Consider the following 17,638-nt stretch of genomic DNA (forward strand, 5'->3'; position numbering starts at 1 on the left):
AAAAGTGCGGTCTGTTTTTTTAAATATTTTTATTCAAATAATGCCTTATGTAGCAAGCGAACAATGTCATCGGCTTTATCGCTATCTGCCAACAAGCAAATATTGTTAGTGCTGGCGCCGTAACTGATCATGCGGATATTGTACGCATCCAACGTTTCAAAAATACGTTTGGCGACACCAGAGGCTGTGTGGAGTTCATTGCCGATTAAGGCGACCAAAGATAAGCCGGTATCCACTTTCACTGTGCAGAATTGGCTTAATTCGTCGATTAATTCTTGAGAGAGTAAGCCGGTGCCAGAAGAGGCTGAACCCGTTTTATCCAAGGTTAAGGCAACGCTAACTTCAGATGTTGTAATGGTGTCTACGGAGATTTTGTGTTTAGCTAAAATCGTGAAAATATTCGCTAAAAAACCTTGTGCATACAGCATATTTAAGCTGGAGAGTGTGAGCAAGGTTTGGTCACGACGTAAGGCGATCGCACGGAATGTCGGGCGAGGTTGCGGATTGCGGGTCACCCAAGTACCGCCGTCTTGTGGCGCTTTACTGGAACCGACATAGACCGGGATATTGCTACGCACGGCAGGGAGTAAGGTTGCCGGGTGCAACACTTTCGCACCGAAGGTTGCCATTTCGGCAGCTTCGGAAAAACTCATGGTATCAATGCGTTGTGCGTTTGACACGATGCGAGGATCGGTGGTGTAAATGCCGGCAACATCGGTCCAAATTAACACATCTTGCGCATTGAGCACTTCAGCGAGTAAAGCAGCAGAGTAGTCGCTACCGCCACGCCCTAAGGTGGTCGTTTTACCTTGCTCATCACGACCGATAAAACCTTGGGTAATGACTAATTCTCCACGCTCGATTAAGGGCTTCAATAGGTTATCGCAGTTTTGGCGCGTTTGTTCATCGTTTGGTGCGGCCTTGCCGAAATGGCTGTTGGTGGCAACAATAGTACGCACATCCAACCAAGTGGCTTCAATTTGTAATTCGCGCAACACTTCTACAAAAATCAAGGAAGACATCATTTCACCGTGGCTGATTAGTTCATCGGTTAATGCCAAGGAGGTGGCTAAATTAGCGGCTTCCGCTAATGAGGTGATATTGGCTAATAAGGCCTCTATTTTTGGACGTACGCGACTGTCGTCTTTTAATTCTGTCAAAATGTTTTCTTGAATTTGACGCACTTCATTCAGCAATTTATTGCGTTCCGGTTCTTCACAACCGTTTGCTAAGGCGACCAATAAGTTGGTGATACCGGCGGAAGCAGATAGGACAACAACGCGAGTATTAGGATCGGCAATCACGATGTTGGCACAAGATTGCATGGCAGGGTAGTTGGCGACGCTGGTGCCACCGAATTTAGCGACTGAAAGATGAGACATAAAAAAACTCCGATAAATAAGTATGATTTGTGTGTTTACTCTACAAATACTGATTTACCGGAGTTTTGTCAAACAATTAATTTTGATTTTTAAATAATATCTAAAAAATTCCTATATTTTTAAGAGCGGATCGAATAATCGCCTACGCACACCCATTTATAGGTGGTGAGTGCCTCTAATCCCATTGGGCCGCGAGCGTGTAATTTTTGTGTGCTTACCGCCACTTCGGCCCCTAAACCAAATTGTCCGCCGTCAGTAAAGCGGGTACTTGCATTAACATAAACCGCTGCCGAATCCACTTGTGCGATAAATTGCTGGGCCTGCTTTTGCGAAGAGGTCAAAATACTGTCGGAGTGTTGACTGCCATATTGACGAATATGGGCGACGGCTTGTGTTAAATCTTCGACGACAACCACATTTAAATCCAATGACAGCCATTCTTGTTTCAGTTCGGCTTCCACTAATGGCACTACATTGGCACCGGCTTTTTGCAACAAGAAAAGTGCGGTCGGATCTGCGTGTAATTTTACGTCTTTCTCTTTCAACGTTTCTGCCAGTTTAGGTAAAAAGTCATTTGCAATGCTGCGTTGTACCAACAGCGTTTCCAAGGTGTTACAGGTGCTTGGGCGTTGTGTTTTTGCATTGAAAATTACCGGCAACGCTTTTTCCAAGTCGGCCGTTTCTTCAATGAACATATGGCAAACGCCGATACCGCCGACAATCACCGGAATGGTTGAATGTTCTTTTGCTAATTGATGCAATGCTGCACCACCACGAGGGATGATCATGTCGACATATTGGTCTAATTTCAGTAATTCCATGACCAGCGCACGATCGGGATCAGTAATGGCTTGAACCGCCGCTTTAGGTAAGCCGGCACGCACTAAGGCGGTTTGCACCACGTCCACCAAGATTTTATTAGAATATTGTGTTTCTTTGCCACCGCGTAGAATGACGGCGTTGCCGGTTTTTAAGCAGAGACTTGCCACATCAATTGTTACATTCGGACGCGCTTCGTAGATCGTGCCGATAACTCCTAAAGGCACGCGAACACGTTCAATTTTGACACCACTATCTAACACACCACCGTCAATAAGTTGCCCAACGGGATCCGCCAAAGAAATCACATGGCGCACGTCATTAGCGATGCCCTGTAAACGCTCAGGCGTTAACAATAAACGATCAATAATGGCGTCGGATAAACTGTTTTGTTTAGCGGCTTCAATGTCCTGTGCATTGGCGGCTAAGATACGAGCTTGTTCTTGTTCTAATTGCTCGGCGATAAACGCTAAGGCTTGATTTTTTTCGCGTTGGGAAAGTTGGGAAAGTACAAAGGCTGCCTCTTTCGCCTGTTTTCCCATTTCAATTAAATTGACGGACATCTTTTCTCCTATTTCGTTTTTTTCGGTAATTTGTCGTCTTTATGATGCGTTGAAATATCTTGTTCCTGATAATCGAAAATCGGCAGGCCCCATTCAAAGTAAATTGCCAGTAAGCGGGTAATAAAGCCGACAATCAAGGTAATGATAATGACGATGTTTTGATCTACCTGTAGATGTTGTAGACCGATGTAAATAGCTGTCGCCAATAATGCCACGCTGGCGTATAACTCTTTCTGGAACACGAGTGGAATACGATTACACAATAAATCACGCAATACCCCGCCGAATGCGCCGGTAATAATGGCGGCAATTACGGCAATTGTCGTGCCGTGCCCCATGTCCAAAGCGATTTGGGCACCAATAATGGAAAACACGATAAGCCCGACAGCATCCAGCACTAAGAAAATGGTGTGAAAATAACGCATGAAATGGCGAATAAAAGGTGCGATAAATACCGTTAATACTGCGGCAGAGGCCACGATAATAAAATACTCAGGATGTTTTACCCACCCAAGCGGATAATGCCCCAAGAGCACATCGCGCACAGAGCCCCCACCGATAGCGGTCATGCTGGCAATAATAACGACGCCGAAAATATCCATTTTCTCTCGACCTGCGGCAAGGGCACCGGTAATGGCTTCCGCGGTGATACCAATGATATAGAGAATGCTGAGCAGCATAAGGTTCCTTAAAGTGCGGTGAATTTTTGCGTTATTTTAGAGAGAGAAAGGGCAAAATACCATATTTTAGATCATAACTTTATTTTGCCTTGTGAGAATTGAAAAAACGTTGTGTTTTTCAACCGCACTTTTGCTCTAGCTTTTGACCGTTTTAGGGAATTCTTGCATAATGCACGGCAATTTTTGTCTTTGTTTATCACAAGGAAATCGTATGTCCGAAGAACAACCTAAATTTTTAACCGCACTTTCATCTTTTTTCCCCATTTTCTTGTTACTCGTTATTGATCTTTTTGCCTTTTGGTTGCAGCCGCAGCCCAATGTGATGTCGCATTTGGCGCTTGGTGTATTAACGGCACAGCTGATTTGTCTGATTGCTTTTATTAAAGGCGAAATTTGTAACGGCCAACGTTCCCGTTTAGGGCGGGTAAACCTTTATTTTGGGCTGTTTTGGGTGGTGTGGCTGTTGTTCAGTTTAGGGACAAGCTATCACAATGTATTCATAGACTTAGTTTGTCTTTGTGGTTTGGCAATGACTATCATCACATGGAAGCAACCGTTTGAGGTTAAATTACGTCATCTCTTATTAAAAATAGCCGGTTTCATCGGTATGCTGGGTGTTATTGGCTATGGCTTGATGCTGGTTGGCGAAGTAAACCTGATTCAATTTAACCCCGTGGCGCAAATCCTGTTAGGGATTATTTTGGCGAATTTAGCTTTAGTGATTTCTCGCAATCGTCTGAAAGGATTTATTACGTTGTTGATGTTGGTGGCGATTGCCTTTCTGGCACTGAATGCGCTGTTTGTATTAGCGAATTTATTCATTCTTTCTCAACAAAGTGCGGTGGTTTTTACCAACGAATTTGCTTTGTTGCTTTATCTTTTGTTGCATTTAGTGATGGCGGCGATTTTGGCAGTGCATGTTTTCAAAAAATGGGCGTTGTCTTATAACAGTCTTCTTATTCTCTTACTCATGACAGCCAGTTTGCCGTTGTGGGCAAATTTTGCGTATTTGATGTAATGCGTTATTTAGGTAAGAAAAAACCTCCTCAATATTGAGGAGGTTTTTTTATGAACGTTTCTTTAAATGGAATGCTTTATTTTCTGACCGCACTTAATGGATTACTCTTTAAAATCACGCATTAATTGTTCGGCTTTTTTCACCATTTCTCTGGAACCGATGAAAAGCGGAACGCGTTGGTGTAACGCAGTCGGTTGAATATCCAAAATGCGATTATAACCGTCACTTGCCACGCCGCCGGCTTGTTCTGCCAAGAATGCCATTGGGTTGCCTTCATAGAGTAAACGCAATTTGCCGTTCGGGTAGTTTGTTGCGCTTGGATAAATATAGATGCCGCCTTTAAGCATGTTGCGGTGGAAGTCGGACACCAAAGAACCAATATAACGAGAAGTATAAGGACGTTGGGTTTCTTTATCTTCTTCTTGGCAATATTTCAGGTATTTTTTCACGCCCACCGGGAATTTGAGGTATTGCCCTTCGTTAATGGAATAGATTTTACCGGTTTTTGGAATTTGAATGTTTTCATGAGAGAGGCAGAACACACCGAGTGATGGGTCGTAAGTAAAGCCGTTTACACCATTTCCCGTGGTATAAACCAACATAGTGGAGGAGCCATACACGATATAACCTGCTGCCACTTGGCGATTGCCCGGTTGCATGAAGTCTTCTAAGGTGACCGGTGTGCCGACAGGGGAAACGCGGCGATAAATAGAGAAGATCGTGCCTACTGCGACGTTCACATCAATATTGGAGGAACCGTCCAGAGGGTCGGTTAAAATGACGTATTTCGCGTTGCGACCACGCTCTGTATCAAAGGCAATAAAATTTTCCTCTTCTTCGGAAGCAAAACCGGCGACTTCTTCGCGGCTCATAAGGGCTTGTTTCATCGTGTTGTGAGCGAACAAGTCTAATTTCATTTGCGCTTCGCCTTGCACATTTTCTACACCGGAATTACCGATAATGTTATTAGTTAAGCCGGCTTTGTTGATATCGCGGTGAATCACTTTTGCCACTAAGCGAATGGAGGACAAAATGCCACTTAATTCCCCTTTAGCATTTGGGTATTCTGCTTGTTTTTCTACAATAAATTCGCCTAACGTTTTCATACTTTTTCCTTATTTGATGAATAAATTTACTCAAATCGTAACTTGCCTTATTATAACATCCTCGTTTTCAGATGATTAAAAAGATTCCTATTTCTGTGATTCACAACACATTTTTCGCCTTTACATCAGAAATTGGAATGAATAAGGACTCCAAATGACAACCAAACATGTTCATATTTTAGGTATTTGCGGCACGTTTATGGGCGGTATTGCCATGATCGCCAAACAAATGGGCTATCACGTCACCGGTTCTGATACTAACGTTTACCCGCCGATGAGTACGTTCCTTGCGGAAAACAACATTGAAATCATACCGCACTTTGACCCAAGCCAACTGCAACCGGCGCCGGATATGGTGATTGTGGGCAATGCGATGAAACGCGGCAATCCTTGTATTGAATATATGTTGGCAAACAACCTGCCTTATACCTCAGGGCCACAGTGGTTGCATGATCATTTATTACGTGATCGCTGGGTTCTGGCGGTATCAGGAACCCATGGAAAAACCACCACTACCGGGATGCTGACGTGGATCTTGGAACAAAACGATTTGCAACCGGGCTTTTTAATCGGTGGCATTGCAGGCAATTTCGGGATTTCTGCTCGTTTAGGTAAGAGCCCGTATTTCGTCATTGAAGCGGATGAATATGACACTGCATTTTTTGATAAACGTTCTAAATTTGTGCATTACAATCCGCGCACATTGATTATTAATAATATTGGTTTTGATCACGCGGATATTTTTGATGATTTGAAAGCTATTCAACGTCAGTTCCATCACATGATTCGTACCATTCCAAACAATGGGCGAATTTTGTCTTTTGCAAATGAAGAAAGCGTGCAACAAACCTTGGCAATGGGTTGTTGGTCTGAATGCCAATATGTAGGTAAAGATCAAGAATGGTATGCGGAACGCATTAAACACGATTGCACTGAATTTGCCGTGTTCCATAACGGTGAAAAAGTGGCAGAGGTACATTGGAATATTGTAGGCGAGCACAATATGCGAAACGGTTTGATGGCGATTGCGGCGGCGCATCATGCGGGCGTCAGTATTGAAAATGCCTGTGCGGCGCTGGGGACATTTATTAACGCAAAACGCCGTTTGGAAGTGAAGGGCAATGTTCAGGGCGTGACGGTTTACGATGATTTCGCCCATCATCCAACAGAAATACAAGCTACATTGACCGCACTTCGCGATAAAGTCGGACCACATGAGCGTATTTTCGCTGTGTTAGAGCCACGTTCTAACACCATGAAAATGGGCGTACATAAAGAGGACATCGCGCCGGCATTAGAAAAAGCGGATACGGTATTTTTATTCCAACCGGACACCATTCCATGGAAAGTGGCGGACATTGCCGCGCATTTAACTCAGCCGGCGTATGACAGCGATAATTTGGATGATTTTGTTCATCTCATTGTTGCTGAAGCCAAACCGACGGATCATATTTTGGTGATGTCGAACGGCAGCTTTGGTGGCATTCATCAGAAACTGTTAGACGCATTACAAAAGAAATCGGTCTAAGCGATAAGAAAAAAGGCATTCGTAAAAACGAATGCCTTTCTTTTAGAATTTGGTTGCGGGGGCCGGATTTGAACCGACGACCTTCGGGTTATGAGCCCGACGAGCTACCAAGCTGCTCCACCCCGCGTTAGAGGGCGCTAACTATACCTGTTTGAAAATGAATTGCAAGTTTAAACATAAAAATAATGTGTGTTTGTTATAAAAATAGCCGGTATGTTGTTTTTTTAAACATGAAATCTCTTTTCCGTCGGGCTAAATGTGAAAAAATATGTCGAAAATCTACCGCACTTTATTGTTATCGCTCACCCGAGGCGCATATTCATTCAGCATAAATTGGTGTAAAATTCGCCCCTCATTTATTTTGTTTATTTTCATTTAGGATTTTGTATGCGCCTTAATCAAACTCTTTGGTCTACATTTTTAACATTATCCGCCATTGTACTTTTGGCTTCTTGTTCCTCCAATGGCGGCAAAACGTCGCGTAATTCGGGTGCATCCGATGTTGATCCACAAAAATTTGGGGCGGTTTATCAGGGCAGAAGCTATCAGCAAGCGATTTTGGCGCCGGTAAATCAAGTGGAGAACAAAAGTGCGGTCATAAACCAAGGCGATTTTTTAGCGCAGTTATCCAATATTCATAGTTATTCCGGCAAATTAAGCAGTAACTTTGCACCAATTTACGACAAGGTTACCGCCTGGGTACTCGCCGGGGCAAACGTTAACGAATTGAATAATTTTGGGATTCATTCGCAAGTGATGAAAGGCTTTGACGGCTATCAAAACGTGTTAATGACGGGCTATTATTCCCCTGTGATTCATGCTCGCCGCACACAGCAAGGCAAATATAACCAACCGATTTATGCGCTTCCGACACAAAAACGTTTTTCCCGCGCTGAAATTTATGCCGGCGCATTGAAAGGCAAAGGATTAGAACTGGCGTATAGTGATTCTATGATTGATAACTTCTTGCTTGGCGTGCAGGGCAGTGGTTACGTCGATTTTGGTGAAGGCAATTTGAATTATTTTGCGTATGCCGGTCAAAATGGTTACCCGTACGCCGCCGTGGGGCGCTTGTTGGTAGAAGACGGTGAGATTCCGAAAGAAAAAATGTCTATTCAGGCGATTCGTGATTGGGCGAATGCAAATCCGTCACGAGTTCAAGGTTTACTCGAGCGTAATCCGTCTTATGTCTTCTTTAAAAATGATCCGCACGGCAAAGTGAAAGGCGCGGCAGGTGTGCCGTTAGTGCCAATGGCTTCGGTGGCTTCTGACCGTGGTGTGATTCCGTTGGGTAGTGTCTTGTTGGTCGAAGTGCCGCAAATTGACAATGAGGGCAACTGGACGGGAGAACATAAACTGCATTTGATGGTGGCATTAGATGTGGGCGGTGCGGTGAACGGACACCATTTCGATTTATATCGTGGGATCGGTGATCAGGCGGGGCATATTGCCGGCTTGTCAAAACATTATGGTCGCGTTTGGGTGTTGCGCTAATGGCACGCGTGGATAATTACGAACAACGTTTTGGCGGTATCGGTCGTTTATATGGTACCGAGGCTTTAGCCCGTTTACGCCAAGCACATATTTGTGTTATTGGTATCGGTGGCGTGGGCTCTTGGGCGGTGGAAGCGCTTGCTCGCTCAGGCGTGGGAAAAATCACGATGATTGATATGGATGATATTTGTGTGACGAATATTAACCGCCAAATTCATGCCTTGACGGGCAATATCGGTCAGCTCAAAACAGAGGTCATGCAACAACGAGTAAAATTGATCAATCCCGAATGCGATGTCAATGTGATTGATGATTTTATTTCTGCGGAGAATTTATCCCAATATCTTCATGCAGGCTACGATTATGTCATTGATGCTATTGATAATGTCAAAACAAAAGCGGCGTTAATTGCCTACTGTAAACGCCATAAAATCAGAGTTATCACCGTGGGGGGCGCCGGTGGGCAAACAGATCCCAGTCAAATTCAAATTGCCGATTTAAGCCGCACCATTCAAGATCCACTGCTGGCAAAAGTGCGGTCGGTTTTACGCAAGGATTATCATTTCACGCAAAATCCAAAACGTAAATTTTCTATCGAGGCGGTCTTTTCTACCCAACCACTGATTTTTCCTCAAATGGGGGAAAACTGCTCTGCGTCTGCCACCATGAATTGCGCCAATGGGTTTGGTGCTGCGACGATGATTACGGCGACGTTTGGATTTTTCGCAGTTTCCCGTGTTATTGATAAGTTATTACAGAAAAAGGATTGACTTATTTTTTTTTATAAAAAAAGATAGTCATCTAAATAAAAAAAGAGTAACCTAGCTGCGTTTTGTTCAACTTACCTATCTCATCATAGAAGGAAATACAATGACTCAATTAGTACAAGGTTTGAAAAAAACGGCGATTGCCGCAGCGATTCTTTCTTTCTCTGCAGTGGCTTCCGCTACGATTGTCACTTCCATTAAACCCCTTGGTTTTATTGCTAGCGCGATTGCAAATGGGGTAACAGATGTGGATGTATTAGTGCCGACAGGCGCTTCTCCACACGATTACAATTTGAAACCCTCCGATGCACAAAAATTAAAATCTGCTGAAATGGTGGTTTGGATTGGCGAAGACGTAGATCTATTTTTGGATAAATCTATTGATGATCTAGATTATAAAAAAGTCTTAACCATTAAAGACATTGCCGCGATTGAACCTTTCCTCATGAAAGGCGAACATCACCATCATCACGGTGAAGGCGATGCCCATGAACACGGCCATGAAGGTCATCATCATGCGCACGAAGGGCATGACCACAAACATGCACACGGCGATCACGATCATAAACACGAGCACGCTGAACATGATCACAAACACGAACATGCGCATGCCGAACATAAACACGACCATGCACATGAAGGACATGAACATCATCATGACGATGATGCTTCGATTAACTGGCACGTATGGTATTCACCGGATATCAGTAAAGTTGTGGCACAACGTATTGCCGCGAAACTGGTAAAACAATATCCGGAGAAAAAAGCACTGATTGAAAAAAACGTCGCGGAATTTGACCGCACTTTGGCTGAAACCAGTGTGAAAATTAAAGCGCAATTAGAAAACGTAAAAGACAAAGGCTTCTATGTCTTCCACGATGCTTATGGCTATTTCAATCAAGCCTATGGTTTAAATCAAACCGGTTATTTCACCATTAATCCGTTGGTGGCGCCGGGCGCAAAAACCTTAGCCAAAATCAAAGAAGAAATTGCTGAACACAAAGTCAGTTGCTTATTTGCTGAACCGCAGTTCACGCCAAAAGTGATTGAAAGTTTAAGCAAAGCGACACAGGTAAAAGTCGGACGCCTTGACCCGATGGGCGATAGCGTCAAAGCGGAAGGCAACCCTTATGCGGCTTTCTTGCAGTTTACCGCAGACAGCTATAGCCAATGCTTAGCGAAATAAACAGAACAATAAAAGGCATGTGTTAAACATGCTTTTTTGTTTTTATGGCTATTGAATAAAATAGTCCCCTGATTCAAAATAGGGGCGCTATTGTTTTTAGCGATTTATCAAACCCAAAGGAGAATTTCATGAAAAAAACATTAAAAATGACCGCACTTGCCGTGGTTTCTGCGTTTGTATTAGCCGGTTGTACTCATAATGCGACACAAGGTGATGCGCAATTACAACAACAAGCAGTGTTAGGCATTAACTGGATGCAAGAATCCGGTGAATACAATGCGTTGGCGTATCAAGCTTTTAATACGGCGAAAGTTGCATTTGATCACGCTAAAGTGAAAAAAGGCAAGAAAAAAGCGGTTGTAGTGGATTTGGATGAAACCATGATCGATAACAGCCCATATGCAGGTTGGCAAATTCAAAACAACAAACCATTTGATGGCAAAGATTGGACTCGCTGGGTTGATGCGAGAGAATCAGGCGCTATTGCCGGTGCGGTAGAATTTAATAATTACGTCAATTCACACAAAGGCAAAATGTTCTATGTGTCTAATCGTAAAGACAAAAATGAAAAAGCCGGCACCATTGATGACATGAAACGTTTAGGTTTTACGGGTGTTGATGAATCTTCTCTTTACCTCAAAAAAGATAAATCTGCCAAATCCGCTCGTTTTGCTGAAATCGAAAGCCAAGGCTATGACATCGTGCTTTATGTCGGTGATAACTTAGATGATTTCGGTGATGCAACACATGGTAAATTAAATGCAGATCGTCGTGATTTTGTGGCGAAAAACCAAGCGAAATTCGGTAAAACTTACATTGTGTTACCTAACCCGAACTACGGTGGCTGGGAAGGCGGTTTAGCCAAAGATTATTTCAAAGGTGATTCCCAAAGCAAAGTGAAAGCGCGTTTAGATGCTATTAAAGCATGGAGCGGTAAATAATTTCCTTGCGAAAAAACGCCGATAAAAATCACCGCACTTGAAGTAAACCTCAAGTGCGGTTTTTTTATTGTTTCATTTGATATAGAAAAAAACAGTTAATTTTTATTCATCATTAATGATTAATGATTGGCGTTTTTAGCTGCTTGGAGTGTTTGCAAAAATGTCTCATTTTCCATAAAACCGGTAATGCGCTGGGCTGCGATTTCTTTGCCTTCGGCATTAAAGAAAATCAATGTCGGCAAACCCGTTACCGATAACTGTTTCATTAAAGTGCGGTTATTTTCGCTGTTATTCGTCATATCGATTCTTAACAATAAAACGTCTTTTAACGCAGCCTGCACCTTTGAATCGGCAAAGGTTTTATGATCAAACTCTTTGCAGGCAATACACCAATCTGCATAGAGATCCAGCATTGCCATGGATTTAGGATTTTGTGCTAACACTTGTTGAAGTTCGTCGTAGCTGTGCACTTGTTGAAATTCAAGTGAATTTTGAACTGCACTTTGGGTTTCTGCCGATTGTGTATGATTCTGCCATAGCCATGTTTGTAACGGCTGAGCGAGTGCTATGGCTGCGATGAGGGATACAATGCGGAAGAATAATCCGATGCCGTAGGTACGCATTTGCATGGCTAGCCAGACAAAGAAACTTACGCCGAGTAGTGCCCACAAACGCGGTTCCCAGACGGCAGGAAGAATACGGGAAAGTAAAAACACCGGTAACGCTAACATGACAAAACCAAATGCGGTTTTTACGTTTTCCATCCAAGCGCCTGATTTTGGTAGAATTTTGTTGCCGAATACGGTAATCAAAATGAGTGGTAAACCCATGCCGAGGGCTAATAAATACAAGGTTAACGCACCAATCACAAAATCCCCTGATTGTGCCACATACAGCAATGCACCGGAAAGTGGAGCGGAAGTGCAAGGGGATGCCACTAAACCGGCGATTGCGCCCATGGCAAATACACCGAAAAAGGCACCGCTCTTTTGTTGTTGACTCAGCTGAGTCAGCTTGGTTTGTAACGACGAGGGCAGTTGTAAAGTAAAGACACCGAACATTGAAAGCGCCAGCAAGGTGAAAACAAGTGACAATCCAATTAAAACATAAGGGCTTTGTAACGCCACTTGGAACGGTAAACCGATGAGTACAACCAATAAACCCAATAAAGTATAAGTTAATGCCATGCCTTGCACATACACGAAACTTAACGCCACGGCTCGCCATGTATTACTCTGTTCTGTTCGACTACCGATTACAATGGCCGATAACAAAGGAAGCATTGGGAGTACGCAAGGCGTAAAGGCTAAACCGATACCAAGCACAAAAAACCACAACATGGCATACTTGCTCTGAAATAGGCTGTCAGCAAGTTGATTTTGTTGTGATGATAAAACATCTGAATTTCCTGCCGCACTTTGTAATTCATCCGTTTTCAGTTGCGCGGTCATAGCCACTTGTGGAATTTCACCGAGTATAAATTGTTTGATTTCTGGCGGATAGCAAAAGCCTTGGGTGCAACCTTGGTAGGTAACGTCTAAAAGATCTTGTGGAGCCTTATTCGCTAAAGGCAACTTAAGGGCGAGTTGGCGCTTGAAAATATTTACTGTGCCGAAATAAGGATCTTGATATTGTTCCGCAGTGCTTAAAAATTGCGGTTGAACATCAATTGGCTGGCCGTTAAGCGAAAATTCCAGTTTGTCTTGGTAAAGATAGTAATTGTCGATAATTTGCCAATTTAACAAAATCGTTTCATCTTGCTGTTCTGCATGAAGCTGAAATGCTTGATCCACCGGTAAAAATTTCGGTTTATTATTGAAGAGATCTGCTGCTTGTAGGCTCAATGTTGTGAGTAAACAGAACGCGAGAAGAAGATATTTTTTCATAAGATACAGTGATGATTTTCCATAAAATGGGGCACATTCTAGCACTACAGAAAACAAATTGCTGTAAAATATCTCGCCTTATGGTCGCGTTTTTTGTGAAATAAATTCACAGTGAGCCGACTTTATACGAAGTCATATTATTGAGGGAATAAAATGAATATCACCGTTTATTGTGGTGCGGCATTGGGAAATGTGCCGGCATATCAGCAGGCAACAATTGAGTTAGGTAAATGGCTTGCACAACATCATCATCGATTGATTTATGGTGGTGGCAAAGTAGGACTCATGGGACTGTTGGCAGATACCGTATTATCTCATGGTGGGGAAGTGATAGGCGTGATTCCGGCATTTTTACGAGAAAGGGAAGTCGCGCACAGTGGTTGTACAGAAATTATCGTGGTCAATTCTATGGCGGAACGGAAAGCAAAGATGTTGGCATTTGCTGATGCTTGTATTGCGTTGCCTGGTGGACCGGGAACACTAGAAGAAATCTGTGAAGTGTATTCTTGGTCGCGTATTGGGCAAAATCCTCATCCTTGTATTTTATTTAACCAAGACGGTTTTTATGAACCGCTCAGAAACATGTATCAAAGCATGGTAAGTGAGGGATTCTTGAGTCAAACACATTTTGACAAATTGTTATTCAGTACAGATCTTCTTGAAATAGAACAGTTTATTAAATCCTATCAAGCACCTGAAATAAGAACTTATTAGGTTTTTATTAAAGTGCGGTCGAAAATAACATTGTTTTTTATAAAAATTAATTAGGCATCTTGGGTGCTTTTCTAAGTTGTTTTTGCTTATGTAAAGCTTGATTCAACACTTTTTTTCTACTATCTTATTTTTCTAATTAAAATAAGTTTGCTTGGACAGCGTTTTTTGTGTAACATGGCGCGCATTGTTATTTTTCATCAAGAAATAAGGTTGTGTAAAATGAAAAAAGGGATTCATCCGGAAAATTATCGTACCGTTCTTTTTTATGATTCCAATGCTAAGCAAGGCTTTTTGATTCGCTCTTGTGCCAGAACCACAAACACCATGAAGTGGGAAGATGGCAAAGAATATCCGGTATTTATGTGTGATACGTCCTCGGCATCACATCCATTTTATACCGGTAAAGTTAGACAAGTTGCCAATGAAGGGCGTGCAAGCGATTTTGCTAATCGTTATGGCAAGTTCGGCATTTTCAAATCGAAATAAGGAATGTTTATGCAAGTTTTATCTTCATTAAAAACAGCAAAAACTCGCCATCCTGGTTGTAAAGTCGTGCGTCGTCATGGCGTCGTATATGTGATTTGTAAAGAAAACCCGCGTTTTAAAGCGCGTCAAGGTGGTAAGAAAAAACGTTGATTTCTCTCCTACTTTAGCTTTGTGTGTAACTTTAGCGAGTCCTTCAATAACGTTGTTTATTGAAGGATTTTTTATTTGTCGAATCCTGTTGATTTTATGATATAGATCATAAAATCAAATGCGAATAAATTCTCATTTAATCGTTTTTGTTGTTACAATAATGTTGCAATTATAAAATTCAGGCTATGTGTTGTCGAATAACTGAATACCGAAGTAATAACTAAGAAAATGAAGGATTTGCTAATGCAAACACCACAAATTTTAATTGTTGAAGATGAAACGATTACCAGAAATACATTAAAAAGCATTTTTGAAGCCGAAGGATATGATGTTTTTGAAGCGGCTGACGGTTCCCAAATGCACCGAATTCTAGAAACAGAAGACATTAATTTGGTCATTATGGATATTAATTTGCCAGGGAAAAATGGTTTAATGCTTGCCCGCGAATTGCGTGAGAATGCAGACATCGCGCTGATGTTTTTAACCGGTCGGGATAATGAAGTGGATAAAATTCTCGGCTTGGAAATTGGGGCCGATGATTACATTACTAAACCGTTTAATCCACGTGAATTAACGATTCGTGCACGTAATTTATTACAGCGTACAATGCAGGAAAATCAGCGTGCTCATCAAATCGAACAATATAAATTTAATGGTTGGACATTAGATTTAAATAGTCGTACTTTGGTTACGCCGGAAGGCGAAGAGCGTAAGCTACCGCGCAGTGAATTTCGTGCCATGTTGCATTTCTGCGAAAATCCGGGAAAAATTCAAACCCGTGAAGAATTATTGAAAAAAATGACAGGACGCGAACTTAAGCCTCAAGATCGCACGGTGGACGTCACGATTCGCCGTATTCGAAAACATTTTGAAGATCATCCGGATACACCGGAAATCATCACGACTATTCACGGAGAAGGTTATCGCTTCTGTGGAGAGTTAGAATAAAGGGAATCAGCGCATTGGGCGCTGATTTTTTTATCCCCAAAGAAAAAAGTGCGGTGGTTTTTTGGCCATTTTTACGTAAAGGAAATGACCGGGTACATTTCACTCCTTAATAGTATTAAAAATCAACAAGTTGCTCTTATTGCCAAGCGGGAGACAAATTATCCTTATTGTGTACTTTTGCTATCTTTGTGTGGATTCGGTAGAATGTGCGCCAATTTATGTTTAATTTCCAATAATATATGACCAAGAAAAAAGTAAAATCCGGTTCTAATACGATCGCGTTAAATAAGCGCGCGAGACACGATTATTTTATTGAAGATGAAATTGAGGCTGGTCTTGAATTGCAAGGCTGGGAAGTGAAATCTATGCGCGCCGGCAAAGCAAATTTAAGTGATAGTTATGTTATTTTTAAAAATGGTGAAGCTTTTTTATTTGGTGCGAGTATTCAACCCTTAAGCGTAGCATCAACCCATGTGGTGTGTGACCCAACTCGAACCCGTAAATTATTGCTGAAACAACGTGAATTGGATTCTTTATTTGGCAAAGCAAATCGTGATGGATTTACGTTAATTGCCCTTTCTCTATATTGGAAAGGTGCGTGGGCAAAAGTCAAAATTGGTTTAGCGAAGGGTAAGAAACAACAGGATAAGCGAGAAGATATTAAAGAACGTGAGTGGAAAGTAGCAAAAGAACGAATCATGAAAAATGCGCGAAAAGGCTAGTTTTCTCTGCGGTAATTTATAAAAAAGTACGGTCAAAAAACACGTAGATTTTTGACCGCACTTTTTATATCAGATTAAGGTTTGTAGATAATTTCTACGCCTTCCTCATCTTCTTCTGACCAGTCATCCCAGTCATCATCTTCATCATCAAAATCAGCATTTTCTAATTGCTCTTGATGGTAATCTTCCCATTTGAATTTCACCTCTTCATTTTCTACCGGCGTTTCTTCCGTTTCACGTGGATGCGCTTCTAGGAAATCCATGATGTCGCGACACAGTTGAGGAACATTTTTGCCAGCCGCAGCAGAGATCAAATAATAATCTTCTTCCCAGCCTAAGCGTTTAGCAATTTCTTCTGCACGTTCATGAGCTTCTTCGTCGCTCATCGTATCGATTTTGTTAAACACCAGCCAACGTGGTTTATCCGCTAAGGATTCACTGTATTGGAAGAGTTCAGATTCGATAATTGCTACGTTATCTGCAGGATCAGAATCGTCAATCGGGTTGATATCCACTAAGTGAATTAATACGCGACAACGTTCTAAGTGTTTCAAGAAACGAATACCTAATCCGGCACCTTCTGATGCCCCCTCAATTAACCCGGGAATATCCGCGATAACGAAACTGCGATTGTCATCTACTTTCACCACGCCAAGGCTTGGCACTAAGGTGGTAAACGGATAGTCAGCGACTTTCGGTTTAGCTGCAGAAACCGCACGGATAAAAGTAGATTTGCCGGCATTCGGCAGACCGAGCATACCGACATCGGCGAGCAACATTAATTCTAATAGTAAATCGCGTTTTTCTCCCGGTGTCCCCATGGTTTTTTGACGTGGCGCACGGTTAATGGAGGATTTGAAACGAGTATTACCTAATCCATGATAACCACCTTTGGCAACTAATAATCGCATGCCATTTTTGGTTAAATCACCGATAATTTCTTGAGTGTCGTTATCAATAGCGCGCGTTCCCACCGGTACACGTAAAGTAATGTCTTTGCCTCGATGTCCGGTACAGTTTGCACTACGTCCGTTTTCACCGCGTTCGGCGGCAAAGCGTTTTTCAAAACGGTAATCGATAAGCGTGTTGAGGTTTTCGTCAGCGATTAAATAAACGTCACCACCGTCACCACCATCGCCCCCATCCGGACCGCCTTTGGGAATATATTTTTCACGACGGAAACTGGCACAACCGTTGCCCCCGTCACCGGCTTCGACACGAATCAAAGCTTCATCAATAAATTTCATT

17 protein-coding genes and 1 tRNA gene are annotated in these 17,638 nt (G+C 42.4%); 11 read left to right on the forward strand and 7 right to left on the reverse strand.

Annotation, left to right across the window (positions count from 1 at the left end; genetic code table 11):
- Positions 1–29: 29 nt before the first annotated feature.
- The 3 genes from lysC to DK415_RS00910 form a co-directional block, all read right to left on the reverse strand.
- Positions 30–1,382, reverse strand: a complete 1,353-nt coding sequence (lysC, locus tag DK415_RS00900) for a lysine-sensitive aspartokinase 3 (protein WP_109432037.1) — start codon at positions 1,380–1,382, stop codon at positions 30–32.
- A 119-nt stretch (positions 1,383–1,501) separates the two neighbouring features.
- Positions 1,502–2,764, reverse strand: a complete 1,263-nt coding sequence (gene proA / locus DK415_RS00905; protein ID WP_109432038.1) for a glutamate-5-semialdehyde dehydrogenase — start codon at positions 2,762–2,764, stop codon at positions 1,502–1,504.
- Positions 2,765–2,772: 8 nt separating this feature from the next.
- Positions 2,773–3,444 (reverse strand): trimeric intracellular cation channel family protein, encoded by a 672-nt coding sequence (locus DK415_RS00910; protein ID WP_109432039.1) that lies wholly within the window; start codon positions 3,442–3,444, stop codon positions 2,773–2,775.
- 211 nt (positions 3,445–3,655) lie between these two features.
- Here DK415_RS00910 and DK415_RS00915 point away from each other — a divergent pair, with 211 nt between their 5' ends.
- Positions 3,656–4,462 carry a hypothetical protein gene (locus tag DK415_RS00915; protein WP_109432040.1) on the forward strand — a complete coding sequence of 269 codons (807 nt, stop codon included), beginning with the start codon at positions 3,656–3,658 and terminating at the stop codon, positions 4,460–4,462.
- A 101-nt stretch (positions 4,463–4,563) separates the two neighbouring features.
- Here the strand turns inward: DK415_RS00915 and fbp are convergent, their stop codons facing one another.
- Positions 4,564–5,568 carry a class 1 fructose-bisphosphatase gene (gene fbp, locus DK415_RS00920; RefSeq protein ID WP_109128117.1) on the reverse strand — a complete coding sequence of 335 codons (1,005 nt, stop codon included), beginning with the start codon at positions 5,566–5,568 and terminating at the stop codon, positions 4,564–4,566.
- A 154-nt stretch (positions 5,569–5,722) separates the two neighbouring features.
- On the opposite strand from fbp, the gene mpl reads away from it, so the two are divergent.
- Positions 5,723–7,096 carry a UDP-N-acetylmuramate:L-alanyl-gamma-D-glutamyl-meso-diaminopimelate ligase gene (gene mpl / locus DK415_RS00925; protein ID WP_109432041.1) on the forward strand — a complete coding sequence of 458 codons (1,374 nt, stop codon included), beginning with the start codon at positions 5,723–5,725 and terminating at the stop codon, positions 7,094–7,096.
- A 50-nt stretch (positions 7,097–7,146) separates the two neighbouring features.
- Here the strand turns inward: mpl and DK415_RS00930 are convergent.
- Positions 7,147–7,223 (reverse strand) — tRNA-Met (locus tag DK415_RS00930).
- Positions 7,224–7,483: 260 nt separating this feature from the next.
- Between DK415_RS00930 and mltA the strand changes: the two genes are divergently transcribed.
- The 4 genes from mltA (at position 7,484) to DK415_RS00950 (ending at position 11,484) form a co-directional block, all read left to right on the forward strand.
- Positions 7,484–8,590 (forward strand): murein transglycosylase A, encoded by a 1,107-nt coding sequence (gene mltA, locus DK415_RS00935; RefSeq protein WP_109432042.1) that lies wholly within the window; start codon positions 7,484–7,486, stop codon positions 8,588–8,590.
- Positions 8,590–9,360, forward strand: coding sequence for a tRNA cyclic N6-threonylcarbamoyladenosine(37) synthase TcdA (tcdA, locus tag DK415_RS00940; protein ID WP_162540446.1), 771 nt, complete (start codon positions 8,590–8,592; stop codon positions 9,358–9,360). Before mltA ends, tcdA begins: the two co-directional genes overlap by 1 nt.
- Before the next feature lie 100 nt (positions 9,361–9,460).
- Positions 9,461–10,543, forward strand: coding sequence for a zinc ABC transporter substrate-binding protein ZnuA (gene znuA / locus DK415_RS00945; RefSeq protein ID WP_109432044.1), 1,083 nt, complete (start codon positions 9,461–9,463; stop codon positions 10,541–10,543).
- Positions 10,544–10,671: 128 nt separating this feature from the next.
- Positions 10,672–11,484 (forward strand): 5'-nucleotidase, lipoprotein e(P4) family, encoded by an 813-nt coding sequence (locus DK415_RS00950; protein ID WP_109432045.1) that lies wholly within the window; start codon positions 10,672–10,674, stop codon positions 11,482–11,484.
- Positions 11,485–11,603: 119 nt separating this feature from the next.
- Here the strand turns inward: DK415_RS00950 and DK415_RS00955 are convergent, their stop codons facing one another.
- Positions 11,604–13,370 (reverse strand): protein-disulfide reductase DsbD, encoded by a 1,767-nt coding sequence (locus DK415_RS00955; protein WP_109432046.1) that lies wholly within the window; start codon positions 13,368–13,370, stop codon positions 11,604–11,606.
- Between the two features lie 153 nt (positions 13,371–13,523).
- Between DK415_RS00955 and DK415_RS00960 the strand changes: the two genes are divergently transcribed.
- From DK415_RS00960 to smpB, 5 genes are all read left to right on the forward strand, one after another.
- Positions 13,524–14,084, forward strand: a complete 561-nt coding sequence (locus DK415_RS00960) for an LOG family protein (RefSeq protein WP_109432047.1) — start codon at positions 13,524–13,526, stop codon at positions 14,082–14,084.
- Between the two features lie 219 nt (positions 14,085–14,303).
- The gene (locus DK415_RS00965) at positions 14,304–14,570 is read left to right on the forward strand and encodes a type B 50S ribosomal protein L31 (protein ID WP_032997949.1); all 267 of its coding nucleotides are present in this window, start codon (positions 14,304–14,306) and stop codon (positions 14,568–14,570) included.
- Between the two features lie 9 nt (positions 14,571–14,579).
- Positions 14,580–14,720, forward strand: a complete 141-nt coding sequence (gene ykgO, locus DK415_RS00970; protein WP_006719061.1) for a type B 50S ribosomal protein L36 — start codon at positions 14,580–14,582, stop codon at positions 14,718–14,720.
- A gap of 243 nt (positions 14,721–14,963) precedes the next feature.
- On the forward strand, positions 14,964–15,668 hold the full coding sequence (gene arcA, locus DK415_RS00975) for a two-component system response regulator ArcA (protein ID WP_032997947.1): 705 nt from the start codon (positions 14,964–14,966) through the stop codon (positions 15,666–15,668).
- Positions 15,669–15,907: 239 nt separating this feature from the next.
- The gene (smpB, locus tag DK415_RS00980) at positions 15,908–16,390 is read left to right on the forward strand and encodes an SsrA-binding protein SmpB (protein ID WP_109432048.1); all 483 of its coding nucleotides are present in this window, start codon (positions 15,908–15,910) and stop codon (positions 16,388–16,390) included.
- 74 nt (positions 16,391–16,464) lie between these two features.
- Here the strand turns inward: smpB and cgtA are convergent, their stop codons facing one another.
- Entirely contained in the window at positions 16,465–17,637 is a 1,173-nt protein-coding gene (gene cgtA, locus DK415_RS00985) for an Obg family GTPase CgtA (RefSeq protein ID WP_048749015.1), read from the reverse strand.
- Between the last annotated feature and the right edge of the window lies 1 nt (position 17,638).

It is taken from the genome of Aggregatibacter segnis (assembly GCF_003130075.1).
In the GTDB taxonomy this organism is placed as follows: domain Bacteria; phylum Pseudomonadota; class Gammaproteobacteria; order Enterobacterales; family Pasteurellaceae; genus Aggregatibacter; species Aggregatibacter segnis_A.

Bases quoted from the DNA above. Each gene is read 5' to 3' on its own strand.
- lysC (WP_109432037.1), bottom strand. From the start codon at position 1,382: ATGTCTCATCTTTCAGTCGCTAAATTCGGTGGCACCAGCGTCGCCAAC.
- proA (WP_109432038.1), bottom strand. From the start codon at position 2,764: ATGTCCGTCAATTTAATTGAAATGGGAAAACAGGCGAAAGAGGCAGCC.
- DK415_RS00910 (WP_109432039.1), bottom strand. From the start codon at position 3,444: ATGCTGCTCAGCATTCTCTATATCATTGGTATCACCGCGGAAGCCATT.
- DK415_RS00915 (WP_109432040.1), top strand. From the start codon at position 3,656: ATGTCCGAAGAACAACCTAAATTTTTAACCGCACTTTCATCTTTTTTC.
- fbp (WP_109128117.1), bottom strand. From the start codon at position 5,568: ATGAAAACGTTAGGCGAATTTATTGTAGAAAAACAAGCAGAATACCCA.
- mpl (WP_109432041.1), top strand. From the start codon at position 5,723: ATGACAACCAAACATGTTCATATTTTAGGTATTTGCGGCACGTTTATG.
- mltA (WP_109432042.1), top strand. From the start codon at position 7,484: ATGCGCCTTAATCAAACTCTTTGGTCTACATTTTTAACATTATCCGCC.
- tcdA (WP_162540446.1), top strand. From the start codon at position 8,590: ATGGCACGCGTGGATAATTACGAACAACGTTTTGGCGGTATCGGTCGT.
- znuA (WP_109432044.1), top strand. From the start codon at position 9,461: ATGACTCAATTAGTACAAGGTTTGAAAAAAACGGCGATTGCCGCAGCG.
- DK415_RS00950 (WP_109432045.1), top strand. From the start codon at position 10,672: ATGAAAAAAACATTAAAAATGACCGCACTTGCCGTGGTTTCTGCGTTT.
- DK415_RS00955 (WP_109432046.1), bottom strand. From the start codon at position 13,370: ATGAAAAAATATCTTCTTCTCGCGTTCTGTTTACTCACAACATTGAGC.
- DK415_RS00960 (WP_109432047.1), top strand. From the start codon at position 13,524: ATGAATATCACCGTTTATTGTGGTGCGGCATTGGGAAATGTGCCGGCA.
- DK415_RS00965 (WP_032997949.1), top strand. From the start codon at position 14,304: ATGAAAAAAGGGATTCATCCGGAAAATTATCGTACCGTTCTTTTTTAT.
- ykgO (WP_006719061.1), top strand. From the start codon at position 14,580: ATGCAAGTTTTATCTTCATTAAAAACAGCAAAAACTCGCCATCCTGGT.
- arcA (WP_032997947.1), top strand. From the start codon at position 14,964: ATGCAAACACCACAAATTTTAATTGTTGAAGATGAAACGATTACCAGA.
- smpB (WP_109432048.1), top strand. From the start codon at position 15,908: ATGACCAAGAAAAAAGTAAAATCCGGTTCTAATACGATCGCGTTAAAT.
- cgtA (WP_048749015.1), bottom strand. From the start codon at position 17,637: ATGAAATTTATTGATGAAGCTTTGATTCGTGTCGAAGCCGGTGACGGG.